17 protein-coding genes are annotated in these 22,456 nt (G+C 68.4%); 11 read left to right on the plus strand and 6 right to left on the minus strand.

Going from position 1 to position 22,456, the window contains the following annotated elements; genetic code table 11:
* Positions 1-33 precede the first annotated feature (33 nt).
* From KYK13_RS30785 to KYK13_RS30795, 3 genes are all read right to left on the minus strand, one after another.
* Complete coding sequence (locus tag KYK13_RS30785; RefSeq protein ID WP_223636977.1) at positions 34-837, minus strand: SDR family oxidoreductase; 804 nt, start codon at positions 835-837, stop codon at positions 34-36.
* A gap of 20 nt (positions 838-857) precedes the next feature.
* Entirely contained in the window at positions 858-4,403 is a 3,546-nt protein-coding gene (gene dnaE / locus KYK13_RS30790) for a DNA polymerase III subunit alpha (RefSeq protein WP_223636980.1), read from the minus strand.
* Positions 4,404-4,625: 222 nt separating this feature from the next.
* Positions 4,626-5,444, minus strand: coding sequence for an SDR family NAD(P)-dependent oxidoreductase (locus KYK13_RS30795; protein ID WP_223636983.1), 819 nt, complete (start codon positions 5,442-5,444; stop codon positions 4,626-4,628).
* Positions 5,445-6,176: 732 nt separating this feature from the next.
* Between KYK13_RS30795 and KYK13_RS30800 the strand changes: the two genes are divergently transcribed.
* From KYK13_RS30800 to KYK13_RS30810, 3 genes are all read left to right on the plus strand, one after another.
* Entirely contained in the window at positions 6,177-8,279 is a 2,103-nt protein-coding gene (locus tag KYK13_RS30800; RefSeq protein ID WP_223636985.1) for a sulfatase, read from the plus strand.
* 433 nt (positions 8,280-8,712) lie between these two features.
* On the plus strand, positions 8,713-9,633 hold the full coding sequence (locus KYK13_RS30805) for an NAD(P)-dependent oxidoreductase (RefSeq protein ID WP_223636988.1): 921 nt from the start codon (positions 8,713-8,715) through the stop codon (positions 9,631-9,633).
* Positions 9,634-10,208: 575 nt separating this feature from the next.
* Entirely contained in the window at positions 10,209-11,903 is a 1,695-nt protein-coding gene (locus KYK13_RS30810) for an LVIVD repeat-containing protein (RefSeq protein ID WP_223636990.1), read from the plus strand.
* A 111-nt stretch (positions 11,904-12,014) separates the two neighbouring features.
* On the opposite strand, the gene KYK13_RS30815 is transcribed toward KYK13_RS30810, so the two are convergent.
* Together KYK13_RS30815 and KYK13_RS30820 are read right to left on the minus strand one after the other, a co-directional pair.
* Complete coding sequence (locus KYK13_RS30815; RefSeq protein ID WP_223636992.1) at positions 12,015-12,938, minus strand: CPBP family intramembrane glutamic endopeptidase; 924 nt, start codon at positions 12,936-12,938, stop codon at positions 12,015-12,017.
* Between the two features lie 93 nt (positions 12,939-13,031).
* Positions 13,032-13,643: a hypothetical protein gene (locus KYK13_RS30820; RefSeq protein ID WP_223636994.1), complete on the minus strand. Its 612-nt coding sequence runs from the start codon at positions 13,641-13,643 to the stop codon at positions 13,032-13,034.
* 236 nt (positions 13,644-13,879) lie between these two features.
* On the opposite strand from KYK13_RS30820, the gene KYK13_RS30825 reads away from it, so the two are divergent.
* The 8 genes from KYK13_RS30825 to KYK13_RS30860 all read left to right on the plus strand — a co-directional run bounded on the left by KYK13_RS30825 (position 13,880) and on the right by KYK13_RS30860 (position 21,712).
* Entirely contained in the window at positions 13,880-15,124 is a 1,245-nt protein-coding gene (locus KYK13_RS30825; protein WP_223636996.1) for a hypothetical protein, read from the plus strand.
* A 257-nt stretch (positions 15,125-15,381) separates the two neighbouring features.
* On the plus strand, positions 15,382-17,292 hold the full coding sequence (locus KYK13_RS30830; protein ID WP_223636998.1) for a glycoside hydrolase family 15 protein: 1,911 nt from the start codon (positions 15,382-15,384) through the stop codon (positions 17,290-17,292).
* Between the two features lie 151 nt (positions 17,293-17,443).
* Positions 17,444-18,625, plus strand: a complete 1,182-nt coding sequence (locus KYK13_RS30835) for a serine hydrolase (protein WP_223637000.1) — start codon at positions 17,444-17,446, stop codon at positions 18,623-18,625.
* 119 nt (positions 18,626-18,744) lie between these two features.
* Positions 18,745-19,191 (plus strand): Spy/CpxP family protein refolding chaperone, encoded by a 447-nt coding sequence (locus KYK13_RS30840; RefSeq protein WP_223637002.1) that lies wholly within the window; start codon positions 18,745-18,747, stop codon positions 19,189-19,191.
* A gap of 90 nt (positions 19,192-19,281) precedes the next feature.
* On the plus strand, positions 19,282-20,091 hold the full coding sequence (locus tag KYK13_RS30845; RefSeq protein ID WP_223637004.1) for a hypothetical protein: 810 nt from the start codon (positions 19,282-19,284) through the stop codon (positions 20,089-20,091).
* Positions 20,088-20,969 carry an aldo/keto reductase gene (locus KYK13_RS30850; protein WP_223637006.1) on the plus strand — a complete coding sequence of 294 codons (882 nt, stop codon included), beginning with the start codon at positions 20,088-20,090 and terminating at the stop codon, positions 20,967-20,969. The genes KYK13_RS30845 and KYK13_RS30850 overlap by 4 nt, the downstream gene beginning before the upstream one ends.
* A gap of 129 nt (positions 20,970-21,098) precedes the next feature.
* Complete coding sequence (locus KYK13_RS30855) at positions 21,099-21,380, plus strand: FruA-associating protein, FapA (RefSeq protein ID WP_223637008.1); 282 nt, start codon at positions 21,099-21,101, stop codon at positions 21,378-21,380.
* Between the two features lie 167 nt (positions 21,381-21,547).
* The gene (locus KYK13_RS30860; RefSeq protein ID WP_223637010.1) at positions 21,548-21,712 is read left to right on the plus strand and encodes a hypothetical protein; all 165 of its coding nucleotides are present in this window, start codon (positions 21,548-21,550) and stop codon (positions 21,710-21,712) included.
* A 3-nt stretch (positions 21,713-21,715) separates the two neighbouring features.
* On the opposite strand, the gene KYK13_RS30865 is transcribed toward KYK13_RS30860, so the two are convergent.
* Positions 21,716-22,360 (minus strand): Isoquinoline 1-oxidoreductase subunit, encoded by a 645-nt coding sequence (locus tag KYK13_RS30865; protein WP_223637013.1) that lies wholly within the window; start codon positions 22,358-22,360, stop codon positions 21,716-21,718.
* Positions 22,361-22,456: the final 96 nt, after the last annotated feature.

Raw genomic sequence — 22,456 nt, forward strand, 5'->3', positions numbered from 1 at the left:
AAGCGGCACCGGATCTTTGCACGCCAACTGGAATCAGCCGTTGATGGCCTGGAGCACCGCGGCACCGCCCAGCAGGGACTGGCCGCCGTCGCAGACCATGATGGCGCCGGTGATGTAGGACGCGGCGTCCGACGACAGGAAGAGGGCCAGCCTCGCGATGTCGTCCGGCGTTCCGAATCGCTGGAGTGGCAGGGCTTCCGCGAGTTTCTGCCGCGCGCCCTCGGAAGGGGCGAGGCGGCTCATCCCTTCCGTGCCTTCAATCGGGCCCGGGGTGATGGCGTTGACGCGCACGCCGGCGCCGCCCCACTCGATGGCGAGCACGCGGGTGAGCATGTCCACCCCGGCCTTGGCGGCGCAGACGTGGGCCTGCATGGCCATGGGCAGGTAGGCCTGGGGCGCGGAGATGTTGATGACGGCGGCGCCCGGCTTGCGCAGGTGCTCGAAGGCGGCGCGGGACACGTTGAAGGTGCCCAGCACATCGATGTCCATCACCGCCTTGAAGCCGTTGGAGGACATGCCCAGCGCGGGCGCGGGGAAGTTGCCGGCGGCGCCGCACACCAGCACGTCAATCTCCCCGTATGCGTCCTTCACCTGCTGGAGCGACTTCTCCACGGCCGCGTAGTCGCGCACATCCGCGGCCACGCCCATGGCGGTGCCGTGGGCCTGGAGGCCCTTCACCGCGGCCTCCAGCTTCTCCACGTTGCGGCCGTTGATGGCCACCTTCGCGCCCGCCTTCACCAGCGCGGTGGCGATGCCGAGGTTGATGCCGCTGCTGCCGCCGGAGACGAACGCCGTCTTGCCCTTGAGCAGCCCGTCCTTGAACACGCTGTCCGCCATGGAGTCGCTTCCTTTCGAAATCAGCCGAACTCCACGACCTTCTGCCCGAAGAGGCGGTCCACCGCGAGGAGCAAATCGTCGTTCACCTGCACCTTGAGGGTGGTGCCGGAGATGTGCGCTTCCGCCTCGCCGGGGAACAGCACGCTCACCGCCACCGGCGTCGCGCCCGCGTACTTCTTCGCCAGCTCGTTGAGCTTCGCCAGCCGCTCCTCCGTGACGACGTCCGCGGGCAGCCGCAGCTCCAGGCGCTTGGTGCGCTTCTCACGCACGGCCTTGAGGCTCTGGATGTCCTCGACGATGAGCTCCGCGGTGGGCGTGTTCTCGTCGCGCTGTGAAATCTGCACGGTGCCGGTGACGAGGATGGGGTCGTCCGACTTGAGCAGGTGCTCCCAGTGCTCGTAGCCCGGCTTGGGCCCCTGCTTGGACCACTTGCCGTCCTTGCCCATCACGTTGCGCGTGCCGTCCTTGCCGGGGAAGCACACCAGCTCCGTGGAGCCGGACAAGTCCTCAATGGTGACCCACGCCATGCGCTTGCCCGTCTTGGTGGGGCGCTCGCGCAGCACGGTGATGATGCCCGCCACGGTGAGCTTCTCGTCGCGGCGCGCGCGCTGCACGGCGGTGATGGGGCGCGCGTAGCGCTTGAGCTCCTTCTCGTACTGGTACAGCGGGTGGCCGGACACGTAGAAGCCGATGGCCTCCTTCTCGTAGGCCAGGCGCTCCTTCTCCGGCCACTCCTCCACCTGCGCGTAGTCGTCCTTGAGGCCGCCGCCGGAGGACTCCGGGCCCGCGAGCATGCCGAACAGCGAGCTCTGCCCGGCCGCGCGGTCCTTCTGGCTGGAGGAGCCGCGGTTCATCGCGCGCTCAATCGTCTCGAAGAGCTGCGCGCGCGGGCGCTTCTCGAAGTCGAAGGCGCCGGCCTTCACGAGCGCCTCCAGCACCTTGCGGTTGACGCGGCGGCCGTCCACGCGCTCGCAGAAGTCGAAGAGGCTCTTGAAGGGGCCTTCCTTGCGCGCCTCCAGGATGGACTCGATGGCGCCCTCGCCCACGCCCTTGATGGCGCCCAACCCGAAGCGGATCTTCCCGTCCACCGCGCCGAAGGCCAGGTCGGACTGGTTGACGTCCGGAGGCAGCACCTGCGTGCCCGCCTCGCGGGCCTCGCCAATGTGCTTCACCACCTTGTCGGTGTTGTCCTTCTCGCTGGTGAGAAGGGCCGCCATGAACTCGCACGGGTAGTGGGCCTTGAGCCACGCCGTGTGGATGGTGACCAGGCCGTACGCCGCGGAGTGGCTCTTGTTGAAGCCGTACTCGGCGAACTTCTCCATCAGGTCGAAGATTTCGCCCGCGACCTTGAGGTCCACGTTGTTGTTCTTGCAGCCCTCGAGGAAGCCGGCGCGCTCGGCCTGCATGACCTCGGCCTTCTTCTTGCCCATGGCGCGGCGAAGAAGGTCGGCGCGGCCCAGGGTGTAGCCTCCCAGCACCTGGGAGATCTGCATCACCTGTTCCTGGTAGACGATGACGCCGTAGGTGTCCTTGAGCACCGGCTCCAGCTTCGGGTGCGGGTAGGCCACCTTCTCCCGGCCGTGCTTGCGGTTGATGAAGACGTCCACCATGCCGGAGTCCAGCGGACCCGGGCGGTAGAGCGCGCCCGCGGCGATGACGTCTTCGAAGCAGGTCGGCTTGAGCTTCATCACCATTTCGGTGAAGCCGCTGGACTCCATCTGGAAGACGCCGGCGGTGTCGCCGTCCGCCATCAGCTTCCACATGGCGGCGTCATCCAGCGGAATCTCGTGCCGCTTGATGTCCTTGCCGTGGTTGCGGTTCACCAGGTCCAGCGCGTGCTGGATGACCGTGAGCGTCTTCAAGCCAAGGAAGTCGAACTTCACCAGGCCCGCGGCCTCCACCTCGTCCTTGGCGAACTGGGTGATGAGGATCTTTTCACCCGGCGGCTGGTAGACGGGCACGAACTCCCAGAGCGGCTTGTCCGCGATGACCACGCCCGCGGCGTGCATGCCGGGCTGGCGGTGCAGGCCCTCCAGCGCGAGCGCGATTTCGAGCACGTCCTTGGTGGTGACGGGGTTTCCCTCCACCTCACCGATGTTCTGGGGCTTTTCGATCATCTCCTTGAGGCGAGGCTCCATCTCGATGGCCTCCTTCAAGGTGATGTTGAGGACCTCGGGCACCAGCTTGGCGATGCGGTCGCCTTCGCTGAAGGGCAGGCCGAAGACGCGGCACACGTCGCGCAGCACGCTCTTGGCCTTGAGCGAGCCGAACGTGATGATCTGCCCCACGTTCATCTCGCCGTACTTGCGGCCCACGTACTTGATGACCTCGTCGCGCCGGTCCTGGCAGAAGTCGATATCGAAGTCCGGCATCGACACGCGCTCCGGGTTGAGGAAGCGCTCGAAGAGGAGGTTGTACGGGATGGGGTCCAGGTCGGTGATGCGCAGCGCGTAGGCCACCAGCGAACCGGCGCCGGAGCCACGGCCCGGGCCCACCGGGATGTTGTGGTCCTTGGCCCAGTTGATGAAGTCCTGGACGATGAGGAAGTAGCCGCTGAAGCCCATGCGCTGGATGACGCCCAGCTCCAGCGTGAGGCGCGCCTGGTACTGCTCGCGGTCGATGGGGTACTTGCCCTCCAGCTCCTTGAAGCGCTGGCGCAGGCCTTCGTAGGCCAGCTCCGACATGAAGGTGTCCGGGGTGTGGCCGTCCGGCACCTTGAACGTGGGGAGCATGGGCTTGCCCAGCTTCAGCTCCACGTTGCACATCTCCGAGATGCGCATGCTGTTGTGCACGGCCTCCGGCGAGTCCGCGAAGAAGCCGAGCATCTCCTCCGGGCTCGTGACGTAGAGCTTGTCGGTGGAGTGGCGCAGGCGCTTGTTGTCCGCGAGCGTCTTGCCGCTGGCGATGCACATGAGCAGCTCGTGCGCCTTGGCGTCCTCGCGCTTGATGTAGTGCGCGTCCGCGGTGGCGACGAGCGGGATGTCCAGGTCGCGCGAGAGCTGCTTGAGGTTCTCGTTGGCCTTGTCCTGCTCGACCATGCCGTTGGACTGGACTTCCAGATAGAAGCTGTCCGGCTCGAAGATGCCCTTGTACTCGGCGGCCACGCGGCGGGCGTGGTCCATGTCGCCGCGGAAGCACGCGCTGGTCACCTCACCGCCCAGGCACGCGGTGAGGCCGACGAGGCCCTTGCTGTGCTCCGCGAGCACCTGCTTGTCGATGCGCGGGTGGTAGTAGAACCCGTTCATGTACGCGGTGGAGGACAGGTAGCGCAGGTTCGCGTAGCCCTCCGCGTTCTTGGCCAGGAGGATGAGGTGGTGGGCCACCTTCTCCGAGCGGTCCTCGCGCCCCTTGGGCCCGGCGACGTAGGCCTCCAGGCCGAGGATGGGCTTGATGCCGGCGTCCTTGGCCTTCTTGTAGAAGTCGATGGTGCCGAACATGTTGCCGTGGTCCGTCACGGCCACGCTCGACATGCCCTTCTCCTTCACCGTCTTGATGAGGTCCTTCATCCGGATGGCCCCATCCAGCAGCGAATAGAGGGTGTGGAGGTGAAGGTGGGTAAAGGACATGGGCGTTCCGGCTCCCGGGTGAAGAAAAAGGCGCCTGAACACTAGAGCCCGCAACCCCTGCTCGCCAGTCCAGTGACGGCCCAGGTGCAAACACCTGGACCGCGCTGGAGCCAGGGCCCGGAAAACCGGCCTGGGAGACACCGGGAGCGGAATTCCAGCCCCCCGTCCGTCCAAGCGTGGGCACTCCTTCCGGGCACCCGCTGGCAGGCACCCGGGGACGGCTCAGCCTTCCACCGGACGGGTGAGGCCCAGTGTGTCCGCGTAGCTGTGCAGCCCGCGAATGTGATTGCCACCATCGACGGCGAGCGTGTCGCCGGTGATCCATGACGCGAGATCGCTGCAGAGGAACGACACCACCTTCGCCACGTCCTCCGGCTCGCCACACGGTTTTCCGAGCGGCGTGCGGGCGAGGAACTCCCGCCCCATGGCTCCCTTCATGAGGCCGGCCCCCTCGGCCAGGGGCGTGCGGATGGCTCCCGGGGCCACGACATTCACACGGATGCCATACCGCCCCAGCTCCGAAGCCGCGACCTTCGAGAAGTTCGCGAGCCCCGCCTTGGAGGCGCAGTAGTGGGAGAGCCCGTCCGTCACGGCCGTCTGATTCAACGAGGAGATGTTGACGATGGAGCCCGGCTGCTTCGCGGCGACGAGCGCCTTCGCGAGTGCCTGGGTGAACAGGAAGGGCCCCTTGAGGTTGATGGCCAGGATCTGATCGAACTCCTCCACCGGCAACTCGAGGAGCGGGCGGAGGGTGGCCGACCCGGCGTTGTTCACCAGGATGCCCGGGAGGCCGAACTCACGCGTGGCCACTTCGATGGCTCGCGCCACGTCCTCCGCGCGAACCACGTCTCCCGCGAAGGGCACGGCCCGCGCGTGTCCCTCCATCACCCGGTTGAGCTCTCCGGCGGCCGCCTCTACCTTCTCCGGGGTCCGCCCGAAGAGGAGGACGTTGGCTCCGTCCCGCATGAGACGCGCGGCGATTCCCAATCCGATGCCCTGCCCCGCTCCCGTCACGATGGCGCTGCTCGATATCAGCTTCATGTTGGCTCCTGTCTTCTTCACGGATGGTGCGAGTCTACTTCAGCGAACCGCAGGTCCGCTCCGCCCGTGACTTCCCCCCGCACGCGGGTGCGTGGCGCCAATCTCCAGCCAGGACAGGTCCTTGAACGCCGAACGCTCACTCGCGCCGTGATGTCGAGCCCCTGCGGCGCAGTGAGGATCTGGGCCGCACGGTGCGCGTGCCGCTTCCTGGCGGCCAGGGCCCCACGTCGAGCGTCCGCGTTCCCGACGCGAACATCGTTCCATTCAACCGTGTCTGCGTGCTCACGGGGCGCCCGCGGGTGACGTTTGCCCGGCGTTCAGCGCGCGAACGGATCCCAGGCCTTCATGACGGGGGGCCGCTTGAAGCGGGCCGCCACCTCGACGACGATGTCCTCGTCCATCCGCTCCTTGCTCTGCGCGGACGCAGGCATCATTTTCGAGCAGGGGTGGTGCTCCTCGAACTACGTCGCCGCCTGCCGGCAGCGGTGGCACATGTCGAGTTGTAGGACGAATTCGATGGAGACGGACTTCACCAGGCTGGCACCGAGCACGCCTTGGATGAACCGGTCGAGCAAGAACAGCGAATAGCCTTCGGGATGCGTGCGGGGCCCGGAAAACCGGCCCGGGAGACAACACCGGGAGCGGAATTCCGGCCCCTCGTCCGTCCGGGCGTGGGCACTCCCTCCGGACGTGGGGTGGCCGCCGTGGGATTCGTGACCACGCTGCCCCAGGATGCCCGCCTCCACCCGTACACCGCCGACACTCGCTCGCGCCCTCCTGCTGGGCTGCCGGGCGGGCCTGCTCGTCTTCCTGGCGCTCTACACGCTCTGTGTCCTGCTGAACATGCAACTGGGTTACCAGGGGAATGAGAGCAGCGTCGTCACGGAGTACGTCTGGAGCGCATGGCGCGGCGTGGTGCTGTGGCAGGTGGCGCGGCTCATTGGCGCGTACTGCGTGGTGGGGCTGGTGCTGGGGGCGCTGTTGGGGGCCGGGCTGTGGGCGGCGGAGCGGAGCCGGCGCGCGGTGTTCTGGCTGAGCGGCCTGGGGTGCCTGGTGGTGGAGGTGTTCCTGGTTGCGGGGGACATGGCGCGCCATCCGCACCTGTACGCGGCGACGCTGTATGCGCGCTCGGAGGTGACGGCGGCGGTGCTGCGGGGGCTGAGCGGGACGCAGCCGTCGGGGTGGGTGTTCGCGGCGCTGGTGCTGCCGGTGTCGAGCGTGCTGGCGGTGGTGGCGCGGTGGCTGGCGGAGTCACCGCGTTGGCGTCGCCTGGCGGGGGGTGTGACGGCCTCGGCGGCGGTGGTGGGCTTCACGGGGCTGGGGCTCGCGCGGAACGCGACGGCGCCGGAGTCGGCCGGGCGAGCGAGACCGAACCTGCTCATCCTGGCGTCGGACGGGCTGCGGCCGGATCATCTGTCGGGCAACGGCTATTCGCGGCCCACGTCGCCGAACATCGACCGGCTGATGGGGGAAGGCACGCGCTTCAACGACACGGTGGTGCAGGTGCCGCGCACGGCGCCGTCGTGGACGACGCTGCTCACGTCGCAGTACGCGGGTGAGCATCCGGTGGTGCACACGCTGGTGAGGCGCGAGGCGCGCGAGGCGAAGCTCACCACGCTGGCGACGGCGCTGAAGGCGCAGGGGTACCGCACGGCGGTGGTGGCGGATTACGCGGGGGACCACTTCGCGCGCTTCCACTACGGCTTCGACGTGGTGTCCGCGCCGGACTTCCGCTTCCCGGACCTGGTGCGGCAGCGGATGCTGATCACGCACGTGGCGCTGTTGCCATGGACCGCGCTGGCGCCGGGGCTGTTCAAGGAACGGGGTGAGTTTCCGGAGCTGACGGACCCTGCCCCGCTGCACACGCGGGTGCGGTATGTGCTGGATGGGCTGCCGGAGGACGCGCCATTCGCGGTGGTGGTGTTCGCGTCGTCCACGCACTTCCCGTACGCCGCGCCGTGGCCGCAGGAAGGGAAGTACGTGGAGCCGGGCTACCGGGGGCCGTGGCGATTTGGGGCGACGCCTCGGATGGAGGTGGATCCGAGCGCGCCCGCGCCCACGCCGGAAGACATCGCGGCGCTGGGGGCGAACTACGACGCGGGGGTGCGCACGTTCGACGGACTGGTGGGGAACGTGCGCGCGGCTCTGGAGCGCCGGGGCCGGTGGAATGACACACTGGTGGTGCTGCTGTCGGACCACGGCGAGCACCTGGAGGACGAGGGATTGGGCCAGGGCCATGGTGACCATCTGTGGGGCAGCGCGGGGCTGCGCATCCCGTTCGTGGTGCGGCTGCCCGGGCAGGTGGCGTCAGGGCGGGAGGTGACGCAGCGGGCGCGGTCGCTGGACGTGGCGCCGACAGTGCTGGACCTCTTGGGCGTGCCTGCGCCGGAGTCATTCCGGGGGCGGTCGCTGGCGTCGCTCGCGCGGCCGGGACCGGAGCCCAAGACATTTCCGGATTTGCCGGCGTTGATTGAGACGGATGTGTGGTTCAGCGACCGGGATGGTCAGCCGTACCAGACGGTGCGCATGCCGTATCCGTGGCTGTATGAGATCGCGATGGTGGAGAGCGACACGGGAGAGATTGCGCTGAAGCCGGAGTGGGAGGGACCGGTGCGGCGGGCTCGGCACCGGGGGATTTATCTGGGCCGGTGGAAGTTGTTGGAGTTGCCCACGCCAGATGGGGTTCGGGTGCAGTTGTTCGACACGGTGGCGGACCCGGCGGAACTGCGGGACGTGGCGGGCGAGAATCCAAACGTCGTGGCCACGTTGAGGGCGAAGCTGGCGGCGGAGTTGCCAGATGCGTCGGGGGAGGTTCGCGAACCCGTACGTCCATGAGGGCTTCAGGACCCGGTGAGCACGGGCGCCGGGCGTTCACCCGGCGCAGCGCTGTCACTGTTCCCACGAACGCCAGCGAGCGCACCACCAGCAACGTCACATGTACGGAAGCGGGTAGATCCGCAACTCTGCGAAGGTCGCGAACGAGCCCTGATTCGCGGCCTGCAACGTCTTCAATGGCTCCGTCCAATCCCACACACCCGAAAGCATTGAGAGACTCTCCATGGCCGTGCCCACGGTGAGGCATCCCAACAGCGCGGCGCCCCAGGACCATGCAGGCAACGGGGATCCTGTCCGGAGGCGCAGCCGGTCGCGCAGTGGCTGCGGGGACGGCCAGCCGGCCAGGAGCGAGATCCAGCTCCCGGGCCCTTCCTTTGCATTGCCAGGACGAATGGCCACCGTGCTCCCTACACGTCATCAGGAGAGGGAGACCATGTCAGCAGAGACCACGCCCCCTAGAGATGCGTTGCCGCGACTTGGATTCATCGGACTCGGAACGATGGGCAGCCGGATGTGCCAGCGCCTGCTCGCAGCCGACTATCCGCTCACCGTATTCAACAGGACCCGCGCCCGCGCCGATCCTCTTCTGAGCCAAGGCGCCACCTGGGCCTCCACGCCGAAAGAGCTTGCCGCGCGAAGTGACGTCGTCCTCTCGTCCCTGAGTAACGACGCCGCGGTGCGCGGTATGTATCTCGGGCACAACGGCGTGGGTGAGGGTGCGGCGCCGGGGACGCTCTGCCTGGACCTGAGCACGGCGGCCCCCGACACCGCGCGACAGATAGCGAAGGCGCTGCGGGCACGCGACGTGGCGATGCTGGATGCCCCCGTCTCCGGCAGTGTGCCCCAGGTGGAGTCCGGCTCCCTGGTTATCTTCGTAGGCGGCGAGGAGTCAGCCCTTGAGAGTGCGAGCCCCCTGTTGTCCGTCCTTGGGAAGACCACCCTCCACATGGGGGGCAACGGCATGGGGGCCACCATGAAGCTCGTGGTCAATGCATTGCTCGGCTCGAGCCTTCAGACGCTCGCGGAGGCCATCGTCCTGGGAGAGCGGGCTGGACTCGAAAAGTCACGGCTGCTCGATGCCCTCGGGCAGACGGCGGTGGTGGCGCCCAACCACCGCGTGAAGCTGGAGAACGTTGCGCACGAGGAGTACCCGGCGGCCTTCTCGCTCCAGCTGATGCACAAGGACTTCGGCCTCATCATGGCCCTCGCCCACCGGCTCGCCGTGGCCATGCCCGCCACCGCCGTGGCGGACCAGATGTGCGCCGCCGAGGTAGCGCGTCACCACCAGGAGGACATGTCCGCGACCATCGAGCTGATGGAGGAACTCGCAGGGACACTCCCCACGACGCATTGACACGAGGGCGCTTCGCTTCGCCTCGAATCGTGCGATGTGACGTGGCGACGCACCGTCGCGTAGCCAGGCATGAAGCCCGAGCGATGGCACCCTCGCCTCCCCCTGCCCTCAAGCCGGATGACGCATTCCCGATGGAGCCTTTTCCGGCAGGAGCGCGTGGAACTGGGAGCGGCCCGGGCAAGCTCAGGGCTTGCCCACGGCCTGTTCGAGGTTGGCCCCGGCACGAGGGCCACCCCAGACCGCGGGGCGTTGAGGTTCAAGACAGCCCAGAGGCCCAGTCTGCTGCCACACACCTGATGCGAGCGCGGCCTCGTCAGCGGCCCTCCTCCGCACCCTCCCGCCCCCCTCGACATCGCCGGTATCCCGCCGATACGTCACCCGCCCGAATTCGTATCTCTCGCGACACCATTGATGAAAGGTCCCGGGCTGGATGTCTTTGCCGCGCGAGGCGTGGCGACATCCTCTATCTTGGAATACGGCCCGTTCCTCGCACGCCCCATTCCCATTCACAGGGGGAGTCGCTTTGATCGTGACGCCTGCAATCCTGCGTGGCGTCACCCCATTGAGGTCCCCTGATGCTGTCCGCCTCCCGCTCGTCCTGGCTGTTCTTCGTCGCCTGGGGCCTGCTGCTCTCCGCCGCTCCAGGCTGCCGCGACTCGCCCCAGCCCACGCCCGATGCAGGTGTCCCCGAAGATTCGGGCACACCCGACGCGGGGCCACCCGACTCCGGGACGCTGCCCTGGGACGGCACCTACACCGCACTGGAGGAACTGGGAGACGGCACGGGTGACCCCGGCGTGCTCTCGTCCTGCGCGGTCGTGCCACGCGTGGGGGAGAGCCCCGCTGGAGGCTGTCTCAACCCGGCCATCTTCGACCTGTCCGCCTGTAACACCTCCACCCTCGCCAACGTCCCGAAGGACGGCATCTTCCATGTCCGGCTGCGGGAGGAGTCAGCGCTGGCGGACGGCGGAGTGGAGGGCTCGTACTACACCGTGACGATGCACCTCATCGGCGATGGTGGCTCCAGCTCGTTCTATTACTCGCCGGTCACCCACGAGGAGCGCGACGCGGACAGCCTGCGCCTCGACATCCAGACCCCGACCCGGGACGGGGGCACCGTCACCACCGTGCTCGCGGGCTGCGAGGCGCCCAGCAACCGCTACTTCACCGGCTGCTTCGCCCGGTGCGTCAACGGCCGCGTGGTGGAGCGGGCCACCGCCGATGCCCAGCGCATGCTGTGGCGCGAGGGCGAGGAAGAGTCCGCGGGCGGCCTGAAGCTCGTGTCGGAGACGTACGTCGAGCAGGGCACCCCGTTGGACATCTACGTCGCGAAGAACCACGCCTACGTCGTCTCCGCCAACTCCTACCTTCGCCCGGGCAAGCCGGGCGGCATCACCGTCTACGACGTGACCGACCGCCAGCACCCCGTGCTGAAGAAGGTCATCAGCCTCCCCAACGACCAGCTCTGGAACAGCGTGTGGACCAAGGGGGACGCGCTGTACGTCGCCAGCCAGGACACCGGCATCGTGGTCTTCGACATCTCCAACCCGGCGGACCCGCAGTTCGTGCGCCGCGTCCCATCCAGCGCCCCCCTCGCCGTGCACACCGTGCTGGTGGACGGGGACCGGCTCTACGGCATGGGGCTCTGGCCCGCGAGCAACACGCTCGTGTTCGACGTGTCCCAGCCCCTGGAGCCCGTGCTGCTCCAGCGGCTCGCGTTTCCGCTGGTGGGCCCCTACGACGGGGCCCATGACGCCTTCGCCTACCAGGGCAGGCTCTACATCAGCCACTTCGAGGGCGGCCTCAAGGTCGTCGACGTCGCGAACCCGAACGACATGAAGCTGCTGGGGACCTACACGTACCCGAACACCACCGCCCACCACAACGCAGTGGGCACCTTCGCCGGGCGCACCATCGTCTTCGAGGGCGGCGAGAGCCACGGCGCGCACCTGCGCGTGCTGGACGCCAGCGACCCGGCGCACATCGTGAAGATTGGTGAGTTCAGGCTCCGGCCCACGACCTCCATCCACAACATCCTCCTGGTGGGCACGCGCCTGTACGTTGCGTGGTACCAGGAGGGCGTGCGCGTGCTGGACGTGTCCAACCCCACGCAGCCCCGGCAGGTGGCGTACTACAACACGCACCGCGAGACGGACCCGGAGCGCACCGACGACGTCTTCGAGGGCGCCATCGGCATCCGCGTCCCTGGCGACGGCTACGTGTACATCATCGACACCTCACGCGGCCTGCTCATCCTGAACCAGCTCTAACCCGGCATCCAGGGCGGCACGGCCTGGGAGGCCGTGCCGTGAGGGCGAAGCTGGCGGCGGCGTTGCCGGATGCGACCGGTGATGCGCGCGGCGCCGTGGGCCCATGAGGTCTCAGGGCCCGGCGAGCACAGCGGGTTCTGGAGGCCGGACATCCATCCGCCGCAGCGCCGTCATTGTTCCCACGAACGCCAGCGAGCACACCACCAGCAACGTCACATGTACGGAGGCGGGTAGCTCCGCGCTGGAAGGGGCATGACGCGAGAGCAGGAACGACGTCAGGTTGTTGAAGACGTGGACGAAGATGGGCAGACGCAGGCTGGCCGTGCGCTCCGCGAGCCAGCCCAGGAACAGGCCCATCCCCAGGGCCATGGGGCTGTGGATGGGGTCCATGTGCATGAGGCCGAAGAGCGTCGCCGCCCCCGCGATGCCGGCATTGCGCCCCCAGCGCTCCACCAACCGCGTCTGCACATAACCCCGGAAGAAGAACTCCTCCGCCGTGCCCGCCACCAGCGCGCCGAAGAAGAGCAACAACGCGAAGGTCGCGAACGAACCCTTGCTCGTGGCCTGCAGCCCCTTCAGCGACGCCGCGTAATCCCACACACCGGTGAGCACGGTCAGACTCTCCATCGCCTGGCCCAGCGTGAAGCAGCCCACCAGCGCGGCACCCCAGGCCCACGTCGGCAGCGGCGCTCCGGTTCGAAGGCGCAGCCGGTCTCGCAGGGGTGTTGGAGACAGCCAGCCCCCCAGGAGTGAGACCGTGAGCGCCAGGGTGCTGGACATCATCACGCCCACCACGTGCAGCCAGGGAAGGACCTTGAGCTTCTCCACCAGCGCCGCGATGGCCGCGTTGTCCTTGGGGTCGATGCCGGATTGCGCGATCTCAATGGCCGCCGCGATACTGGCCATGATGGCGCTCGCGACGACGAACGTCACCAGCAGAAGGACGAATGCGAGCAGCACCGTCCATACGCGGGGACGGGACGGCGCGGAAACAGGAGGGCTGGAGGCAGAGGGCAGCTCGGAAGGGAAATCCATGGCGGACGATGTTAGCTCCCACGGCTCCCGCGAGAGGAGAAAGACCTCGTCACCGCTGCCCGGCTCACCTGCCGACAAGCGCGTTTGCCTTCACTACGGTTGCTTGCGGATTCCGAGGGTGATGGACGTCATTCCCCCCGAAGGCTGGAGCGTGACGCGGCCCGCGGTGAAGTCCTCCTCCCTGAACTGATACAGGAGGACGCCGGTGATGGTGTCATTGACGCTGATATCACTGTCCCAGAGGCGGAAGGCCCATGGCTCCGAGAGCAGACGACCCGCCGTGGCGGTGCAGCCGCCTGAAGTCCACGCTGGCGTATAGCTCTCCACTTCCGGTGTGACGGTGACCACCGTCGTCCCCGGGCACTGCATCTCCACGAAGACATCCGGCGCCGAGCCATCCGCATCCCAGGCCGTGCCATTGTTGCTGGCCGTGATCTGAGCGGACAGGGGCTGGACGAGCCAGACACCCGCCGGGTCCGCGCCACACGTCTGGTCCGTCTTGCAGACCTGGGCCGCGTTGCACGCCTTGCACGCGGCCCCGGCCCTGCCACACGCGGACGCGGTATTCCCTGTCTGGCAGACGTTGTTGAAACAGCAGCCCGAACAGTTCGCCGCGGAGCACGTCACCGGGGGAGTGCTGGGCTCCCCCGGGTCGTCACCGCCGCCGCACCCCGCCAGGAACAGTCCCGCGACCACTGCCAACATCCGATGGATCTTCATGCCTGTGTGACGCCCCCAAGAGGTCGGTTTTCGGGGCGCAGGATGTCCAGACGGACGCGGGCTGTCTTTACCTCTTCTGGGGGATGGCGCTTCCAGGGCGCGCGCACCGCCGGGCGCCTCCGCGCCGCGGGAGGACAGCACCGCCGCTGCGCGTGGGGGCTTCCATCCCGGGCGGGAAGTGCGAGAGTCCACCGCTCGACCACCGCACGAGGGCGCGGACCATGTGTACGTTCTGTGATCTGGGAATTTGTTGCGACCCCGGCCACCGGGGTGAGGCGCTCCTCCGCGAGTGGGTGCGCGACACCTGTGAATTCTGCACGATGGGGATCTGCCTGACTCACGGCGTCTCGGGACCGCCGGTCAACGAGACGACCCTTCCGATCTTCGATATCAAGCGGTCGCTCCGCTCCAACAGCTCCTCGACCACGCTGACGAAGGTGTCGCTGACGCCGCGTCGCGGCATCCTGAGCGGCATGGAGGACCGGACGTATTGGAATCCAAGCCAATCGGACGAGGCGCTGATCATCTCGAAGCTCCTCAAGTCGCCCATGGGGACGAAGCACGCGATCCCGAAGAACATCCACCGCTTCTGGACCGGCGGACCGATGAGCGCGGCGGTTGTCGACGATCTGGTCTCCGACGGCGCACGGGCCAGGAAGGCGGGTTGGACCTGTTACCTGTGGTACTCCGCCGAGATCGAGCGGGTGCTCGACGGTCATCTCGAAGGCGAGCTCAAGAAGAGCGAGGGCATCTTCATCTTCTCGAAGCGGCCTCCGAAGCCCGAGGACAAGCGGCCGACGCGCGCCAATCAACGGCGCAGGTTGGAGCTGGCGGGCTTCCGGGTGGTCCCCATCGAGAAGCTCGATGATTCCAGCAACTGGCTCTCGGAGCTCGCGACCCTCGTCGGAGGCGCCGCGGTGAGGCGCAACTGGGATGAGGTCAAATACTTCTCCGACCTCGCGCGGCTCTTGTACCTCAACTTCGTGGGAGGCATCCACATGGATGTCGACATCTCCCTGGGAGACATGGACCTCACCCAGACCTATTTCCACAACGACCCGGACGGCAATGTGCCGCTCATGGGCAGCCTCCTGCGGGATCAGTCCGATCCGATGATCCCGAAGCTCCGCTTCCTCAAGCGGCTCCGCCGCCGCCCCCTCCTCACGAAGGAGGAGTACGACGGATACATGGAGGCGCTCTCCGCGCTGGTCGAAAAGGGGATGTTCGCCGCCGGCATGCTGAACGCGCTGATCGCGTCGCGCCCCAACACCGTCCACCTCCAGGACACGCTCGTCGAGTTCCGCAAGGCCATCATCAAGAACAAGGGCCTGATCAGCGGCATGGCGCTCTCCCGCGTCATGCTCTTCGGCAAGAGCCGGACGGGGGATGTCGAACAGGCCATGAAGTGGACCGTCCCGCCCTATCTCGTCCGCCTCGACCCCGACACCGAAGAGAGCAATCTCTGACGCGGTGAGGAGCCCTCCCCGCCCGGGGTGTCCCCCGATGCTGCTGGTGCCGCACCGGCCGCTGTTACGGGGAGCAGTCAGGCCCTCCGTTGAGTCCAGGAGGGGTCCACGGGACGGGGGGGCGGGGCGGGCGCCCCCCGCGTGGGTGGGTTGCTGGGTGTGGCCGCCTCGCGAGGGTCGCTACTTTCGAGGGCGGGAGGTCGCGCTCCTGCCCCGCGACACGCCTGCCCATGGACCTCTACAGCGCAGCCAGGCGGATGGCCCGCCCCTTCCGGTTCACCAACCCGGCGTCCTACCGGGAGATCTCCCTGGCCGCCCGCGGGGTGATTGGCGATGGAAGCTCCTGCGCGCTCGTCCGGCCGGACGGCGTCATCGACTGGCTCTGCTTCCCCCGCTTCGACAGCCCGAGCGTCTTCGCGGGCATCCTCGATGACGCGAACGGGGGCATCACCGGCATCACTCCCGTCGTGTGGCCCTTCGAGAGCCTGCAGCGCTACGACCCGGACACCAACGTCCTGGAGACGCTGTTCCGCTTCGAGCGCAAGGGGGCCATCCGGATCATCGACTACATGCCCTGGACCAACGACCCGCGCTCCTCCGTCCACGAGGTGCACCGGCGCATCGAGTGCCTGGAGGGCTCGGTGGAGCTGAACATCGTCTTCGACCCGCGCTTCGATTACGGGGCGTCGCGGACGCGGGTGGAGCGGGAGGAGCACGGCCTTGTCGCCCGCGGGTCGGGAGGGGAGCGGCTGGTCGCCGTGCTCAGCGGGGAGGCGGAGTGGCGGCCCTGCGAGGCGCTGCGCGGCCAACCCTGCCGGGGAGACACGGGCCTCCAGACGCGCATCCGCATGGGGCCGGGCGAGCGGCGCTGGATGATCCTGTCGTGGGACTCCGACCGGCCGGAGCCACTCGCCGCGTACCGGCCCTTCGACCACCTGCGGGATACGCGCCAGGCCTGGCGCGAGTGGGCGCACCAGTTCCACTACGAAGGGCCGTGGCGGCACCACGTGCTGCGCTCCGCGCTGGCGTTGAAGCTGCTGATGTACGGCCCCACGGGCGCGATGGTGGCCGCGCCCACCACCTCGCTCCCCGAGTGGATTGGAGGGCCTCGCAACTGGGACTACCGCTTCAGCTGGGTCCGCGACTCCGCGATGGCGGTGCGCGCCACCAACCTCCTCGGCTTCCAGGGTGAGTCGCGCGAGTTCTTCTACTTCATGCGCGACACGTTGCAGCGTGGTGACACGCTTCAGGTGATGTACACGCTGGACGGTGCCGCCGTGCCACCGGAGCGGGAGCTGGACCACCTGTTCGGCTTCCAGGGCTCGCGGCCGGTGCGGCTGGGGAACGGTGCGAGGGACCAGTTCCAGTTCGACACCGCGGGCGCGCTGCTCGACGCGGCGTACCTCTATGAGCGCTCCGGCGGGCGGCTGCCGCTGCGTACCTGGAGGCTGCTCCGTTCGGTCATCCAGACCACCGCCCGCCGCTGGAGCGAGCCCGACCACGGCATCTGGGAGCCTCGCCGGGAGATGCGGCACAACGTCCACTCGAAGCTCATGGGGTGGCTGGCCTTGCGCCGGGGGCAGCACATGGCACGGCTCTTCGGGGAGACGGCGCTGGCGCAGTCCAGTGCCGACATGGCGGACGTCGTCCGGGCGGACATCCTGCGCAACGGCGTGGATCCGGCGCGCAAGCACTTCGTCGGAGTCTACGGAGGGAACGAGCCAGACGCCGCGCTGCTGCAGCTGCCCATCGTGGGCTGCTTCCGGGGGACGGATCCGTTCATCCTGAGGACGCTCGACTGGCTGCGCGCGGAGCTGGGCGCGGGCCCGTTCTTGCGCCGCTACCGGATGGATGACGGCGTGGCGGGTCCGGAGGGAGGCTTCATCCTCTGCGGCTTCTGGCTGGCGGAGGCGCTGGCGTTGGCCAATCGCATCCAGGAGGCCGAGGACGTCTTCGTCGCGCACGCGGAGGCGTCGAACCACCTGGGACTGCTGGCGGAGGAGATCCACCCGCTGACGCGTGAGCAGTTGGGAAACTTCCCACAGGCCTTCAGCCACCTCGGCCTCATCAGCGCCGCCGCGCGCATCGACCGCGCGCTCAGGCTCCGAGACGAAGGGCAGTCCGAGCCCCCTCACCTGCTGGAGCCCGAGCCGCCGTCCATTGAGTGACCTTGGGAGGTCTCAAGCGGTGAATGTCCCCGTGGGTGCTCACCCTGGTGCCGTGGCAGTCCCTCGGAGGAAACTCGAAGCCCTCCTCCACGCGAAACACCGTGGAGTACGCTTCCGGCATCGCGGACGTCCCGCGCTGGAGGAGAGCCGATTGCGGAACGCTCTGCGGACCTGGGGCCTGTGTGTGTTGCTTGTCAGCGGCTGTGCCACGACGTCAGCGGTTCGTGAGTCACCGCCCGTTCCCGACGTGGCGGCGCTGGACGCGGAGGCGGCGCGCGCGATGGCGGCCACCGGCACGAAGGGGCTGGCCATCGCGGTCATCGACAACGGACGCGTGGTGGCCACCCGGGCCTATGGCGTACGCAACGCGAAGGGCGAACCGCTGCGCACGGACACGGTGATGTATGGCGCGTCCATCACCAAGGCGGTCTTCGCCTACGTCGTGATGCAGCTCGCGGACGAGAAGCGCATCGACCTCGATACGTCCATCTCGAAGTACCTGGACAAGCCGCTGCCGGACTACCCGGACGAGGACCGCTATTCGACCTGGTCCCACCTGGCCGGTGACGAACGCTGGCGGGACATCACTCCGCGCGTGCTGCTCACCCACAGCGCGGGCTTCGCCAACTTCGGCTTCCTCGAACCCGATGAGCGGCTGCGCATCCACTTCGCTCCGGGCAGCCGCTTCGCCTACTCCGGTGACGGCATCATCCTGATGCAGTTCGTGCTCGAACGCGGGCTCGGGCTGGACGTGGGCGCGGAGATGCAACGGCGCGTGTTCGACCGCTTCGGCATGCGCAGGACCAGCATGACGTGGCGGCCGGACTTCGCACAGAACCTGGCCGACGGATGGAAGGCCGATGGCAGCGTGGAACCGCACGATGAACGCAGCAGGGTGCGCGCGGCAGGGTCCATGGACACCACCCTCGACGACCTGTCGCGCTTCGCGGCCGCGCTGGTCAGCGGTGAAGGACTGTCGCCGGAAGTCTTCGCCCGGATGATCTCTCCTCAACTGCCCATCACCACCCGAAGCCAGTTCCCCACCCTCCAGGACGAACTGCCGCCGGAGTCACGGCGCAAGGACCTGGCGGCGGGCCTGGGCGTGGTGGTGTTCGACGGGCCGCAGGGACGCGGGTTCTTCAAGAATGGCCATAACGACAGCACCGGCAACACCCTCGTGTGCCTGCCGCGCGGACGCCGCTGTGTGCTCATCCTGGGCAACGACGTCCGCGCCGAGCCCGCCTACCCGCACCTGGTGCGCTTCGTCCTGGGCGAGGCAGGTGTGCCCTGGGATTGGGAGTACGGCGACATGAAGTTCTGGGACGGGCGCTGAGCCGTCCCCTGCCCTTCACACTTCTTCACCGCCGGCTCAAAACACCGCAACCGGCGGCTTCCATATTGGCTCCAGTCAAGCAGCGGGAAACGACAACCCCACGCCTGGAGCCACACGCCATGAAGAAGACGCTCGTCATCGCCGGTACCGCCGTCGTCGCCGTCACCTTGCTCACCGGTTTCGGCTTCGGCCGCCATCACCGCGGCTCGCCCGACCCGGAGCGCATCAACCAGATGATCACCTGGAAGCTGGACGACAAGCTCGATGACCTCAACGCCACCGAGGCCCAGCGCTCCTCCATCCACGCCGTGAAGGACCGCCTCCTCAACGAAGGCCAGGCGCTCATGGAGGGACAGAAGGCCGCCCGCTCCGAGGCCGTCACCCAGCTCGCGTCCGACACGCCCGACGCCGCGAAGCTCCACGCCCTGGTGGACGCGCGCGTCGACGCCGCCCGCGCCTTCGCCCACAAGGCCGTGGATGCCGTGCTCGAGGTCCATCGCACGCTCACCCCTGCCCAGCGGCAGGAGCTGGTCAGCGACTTCCGCGAACGCTCCGGCGAGAAGTAACGCCGCCCACGGTGCGCGGCGCATGACACATTCCGTCTATCGCCGTGAACCTTCGTGGGCAGGGATGACGCGCGCGGTTATGGTCGCACGGTGGATTACACCGACTACGCTCGAACCATCCGCTCCCATGCTTCCCTGGGAGAGCTCTCTGAATACGGCCAGGTACACGAAGGGGGGCGCGACTATCCCCTCTTCCGCCTCATCGTCCCGGGCGACCGCTGGCTCGTCATCACGTCCGGCTTCCATGGGGAGGAGCCCGCCGGCCCGCTGACGCTCGCGAAGCACCTGCCGGACATCGTCGCGTACGCGAAGGCGAAGGGCGTGGGCCTGCGCGTCTACCCCTGCATCAACCCCTCCGGCTTCGAGGACGGCACCCGCTACAACCGCAGCGGTGAGAAGCCCAACAACGACTTCATGCGCTACGAGGTCGCCCCCGGTGAGTGGCGCGGCGAGCTCGTGGGCGACCCGGCCATCCTCCGCTGGGCCCTGTACGACGGCGGCCCCAAGGAGACGCGCGCGGTGAGAGGCGACCTGGCGCGCTTCCCTGCTCCGGACGCCGCGCTCGACCTCCACCAGGACAACTACCTGGGCGGCGTCGCCACGTATGCGTACGTCTTCGGCGACAAGGCCGCGTACCGCCCGATGCTGGAGGCCTCCGCCGCGCACGCCACCGTGGTGAAGAGCCGCAAGGTGGATGACAACGCCTACGCCGACGAGCACGGCCTCATCTTCTTCCACGATGGCAGCGTCACCGACTGGTACATGCGCCAGGGCGTGCCGTACGCCGCCGCGCTGGAGACCACCACGCCCACGCCGCAGGACGCGTGCGACGCGGTGAACCTCATCTGGATCCGCGGCTTCATCGACCTGGCCGCGCGTGGAGAGGGCCCCACCCGATGATCCAACGTCCCCTGGGAAGCAGTGGCCCCACGGTGTCCGCGCTCGGCTTCGGCGCGGGGCCGGTGGGCAGTGAATCTCTGAGCGACGCCGCCGCGGAGGCGCTGCTGAACGGCGTGCTCGACGCGGGCATCACCCTCATCGACACCGCGCCTAGCTACGGCGCTTCCGAGGAGCGCATCGGCCGGTTCCTCGGCTCGCGCCGCCGCGAGTTCGTGCTGTCCACCAAGTGCGGCTATGGCGTGCCCGGCGTGGAGGACTGGACGCCCGAGTGCATCACGCGCGGCGTGGACCTGGCCCTCCAGCGCCTGCGCACGGACGTGCTGGACGTGGTGCACTTCCACTCGTGCCCACCCGATGTGCTCCACCGCCCGGGGCTCATCGAAGCGCTCACCCGCGCCGTGGAGGCGGGCAAGGTGCGCGCCGCCGCGTACTCCGGCGACAACGCCGGGCTGGACGCCGCGCTGGAGACGGGCGCGTTCGCCGTGGTGCAGACGTCCGTGAACCTCTTTGATCAGCGCTCGCTGGACCACGGCGTGGCGAAGGCCCGCGAGCGAGGCGTGGGCGTCATCGCCAAGCGCCCCCTGGCCAACGCGCCGTGGCGCTTCCCGGGCCGCCCCCACGCGCACGACGTGGGCGAGTACTGGGACCGCATGCAGCGCATGGCCCTATCGACGGACGGCCTGGATTGGGCGGAGCTGGCGCTGCGCTTCACCGCGTTCGCGCCCGGCGTGGCCACCTGCATCGTGGGCACCACGCGGCTGGACAACCTGCGCGCCAACGCACGCACCCTGGAGCAGGGGCCCCTCCCGGCCCCCACCGTCCACGCCATCCGGGACGCCTTCCGTCGCCATGACAACGGTTGGGAAGGCGTCATTTGACGCAGCCCGCCCGTCGCACGTTCCGTCCATCAGCGAAGATTTCAGCGCTGGCAACTGCTCACGACCGACGTTTGTCTCGTCCAAGCGGGCCGGGTGCTCATCCCTGGGGGCGTGGCAACCATCCGGTCCATGAACGGAACGCCAGAGTTTGAGAAGGATGGAGCTGCCGCGGAAATCCACCCCACCTCGCTGGATCTGAACCAGGTCGAGCTCACGCCGCAGGTGGCGAACTGGCTGCGCCTGCGCGCGAGCCAGTGGCTCACCACGGCACAGAAGGACTTCAACGCGGCCCTCTTCGCGCGGGACGGTTCAGCGGCATCGTTCGACCGCTACGCGGATGCCCGCTCCGAGCTGGACTCCGCGGAAGCGTGGGCGCTGCGCGTCTCCGAGTTCGTGGCGCCGGTGCGCTAGGTCCACGCGGTGCTGATGGGAGTCGGACGTTCGCGGTCCGCCTTCGCCGGAGCCCTCGGACGGGACTGCTAGCCTCCCCTCCTCCCGTGGAGGAGCCCGCGGATGGCCTTCACGCTGAACGTGAACGGGAGGGCTATCCCATCCTCACCTTCTCCGAAGCGCCGCCCGTGGCCGTGCAACTCATTGACCGGCCGGGGGAGCCATTCCTGGGCGCGGGAGAAGCGAGCCAGGGCCCCTCGGCGGCGGCGCTCGCCAACGCGGTGTTCGACGCCACGGGCCTGCGCGCGAGGGACCTGCCGCTCACCGCCGAGCGGCTGAAGGCCCTGCGCTGAAGCTCACGGCTTCGGGCAGTGGGCGCCGGTGTCCACCCAGGCCTGGATGATTGCGCCGAACTCCGCCCGCGTCCCGGGCAACGGCTGACGGCCCGGGCCCGGGTTCCAACCCCAGCCCACGAGCACGTCCTCCGCCGTGTGGTGCTGGATGGCCGCCAGGTCCTTGCCGCCGTTGCGCTTCGGGTCCTTGAGCTGCTCGCAGATTTCGCCCAGCGAGCGCCCAATCCACGCCATCTCCACGGGAGCCAGGGCCCACTTAGGATTGCCCGGGATGCTGGCCACGGTGGCGCCTACCGTGGGCGTGTTCTCCGCCTGGTGACAGGCCGTGCAGGGCAGCCCGGGCGCGCCGTGGCCGTCCTCGCCGCCCACCACCGCCGGGACGTGCGCGTGCTGGGCCATGCCCTGCCGGGGCCGCCCGTCCGGTGGGTGGCCGTTGGTGCGGCGCGGATGGACCATCACCCGCCCCGCCTCCAGGAAGAGCGCCACGGAGCGCGCCTGCGGATCCTCGATGCGCGTGAACGACGCCACGGGCCACAGCGCGTCCGGGGCCACGGGGACTTCGGCTTCAGGCGTCCGCGTCGCGCTCCGGCAGCCCGTGAGCGCGACGACGGCACCCGACAGCAGGAGGACTGCGCGGTGGCTTCGCATGCACGTGGAAGCGTGACATGGGACGACAGGGGCCAGCCATGCGGGCCCCCGCCGAATGTCCATCTTCCGGCCTCTCCACCGTCCGGGTCTTCCGGC

Origin of the sequence: Corallococcus sp. EGB, assembly GCF_019968905.1 — a bacterium.
GTDB lineage: Bacteria > Myxococcota > Myxococcia > Myxococcales > Myxococcaceae > Corallococcus.

Coding starts and splice junctions, on each gene's coding strand:
- KYK13_RS30820 (WP_223636994.1), bottom strand. CDS start 13,643: ATGTTGGCAGTGGTCGCGGGACTGTTCCTGGCGGGGTGCGGCGGCGGT.
- KYK13_RS30810 (WP_223636990.1), top strand. CDS start 10,209: ATGCTGTCCGCCTCCCGCTCGTCCTGGCTGTTCTTCGTCGCCTGGGGC.
- KYK13_RS30855 (WP_223637008.1), top strand. CDS start 21,099: ATGAACGGAACGCCAGAGTTTGAGAAGGATGGAGCTGCCGCGGAAATC.
- KYK13_RS30795 (WP_223636983.1), bottom strand. CDS start 5,444: ATGAAGCTGATATCGAGCAGCGCCATCGTGACGGGAGCGGGGCAGGGC.
- dnaE (WP_223636980.1), bottom strand. CDS start 4,403: ATGTCCTTTACCCACCTTCACCTCCACACCCTCTATTCGCTGCTGGAT.
- KYK13_RS30800 (WP_223636985.1), top strand. CDS start 6,177: ATGCCCGCCTCCACCCGTACACCGCCGACACTCGCTCGCGCCCTCCTG.
- KYK13_RS30805 (WP_223636988.1), top strand. CDS start 8,713: ATGTCAGCAGAGACCACGCCCCCTAGAGATGCGTTGCCGCGACTTGGA.
- KYK13_RS30825 (WP_223636996.1), top strand. CDS start 13,880: ATGTGTACGTTCTGTGATCTGGGAATTTGTTGCGACCCCGGCCACCGG.
- KYK13_RS30830 (WP_223636998.1), top strand. CDS start 15,382: ATGGCCCGCCCCTTCCGGTTCACCAACCCGGCGTCCTACCGGGAGATC.
- KYK13_RS30865 (WP_223637013.1), bottom strand. CDS start 22,360: ATGCGAAGCCACCGCGCAGTCCTCCTGCTGTCGGGTGCCGTCGTCGCG.
- KYK13_RS30815 (WP_223636992.1), bottom strand. CDS start 12,938: ATGGATTTCCCTTCCGAGCTGCCCTCTGCCTCCAGCCCTCCTGTTTCC.
- KYK13_RS30850 (WP_223637006.1), top strand. CDS start 20,088: ATGATCCAACGTCCCCTGGGAAGCAGTGGCCCCACGGTGTCCGCGCTC.
- KYK13_RS30785 (WP_223636977.1), bottom strand. CDS start 837: ATGGCGGACAGCGTGTTCAAGGACGGGCTGCTCAAGGGCAAGACGGCG.
- KYK13_RS30840 (WP_223637002.1), top strand. CDS start 18,745: ATGAAGAAGACGCTCGTCATCGCCGGTACCGCCGTCGTCGCCGTCACC.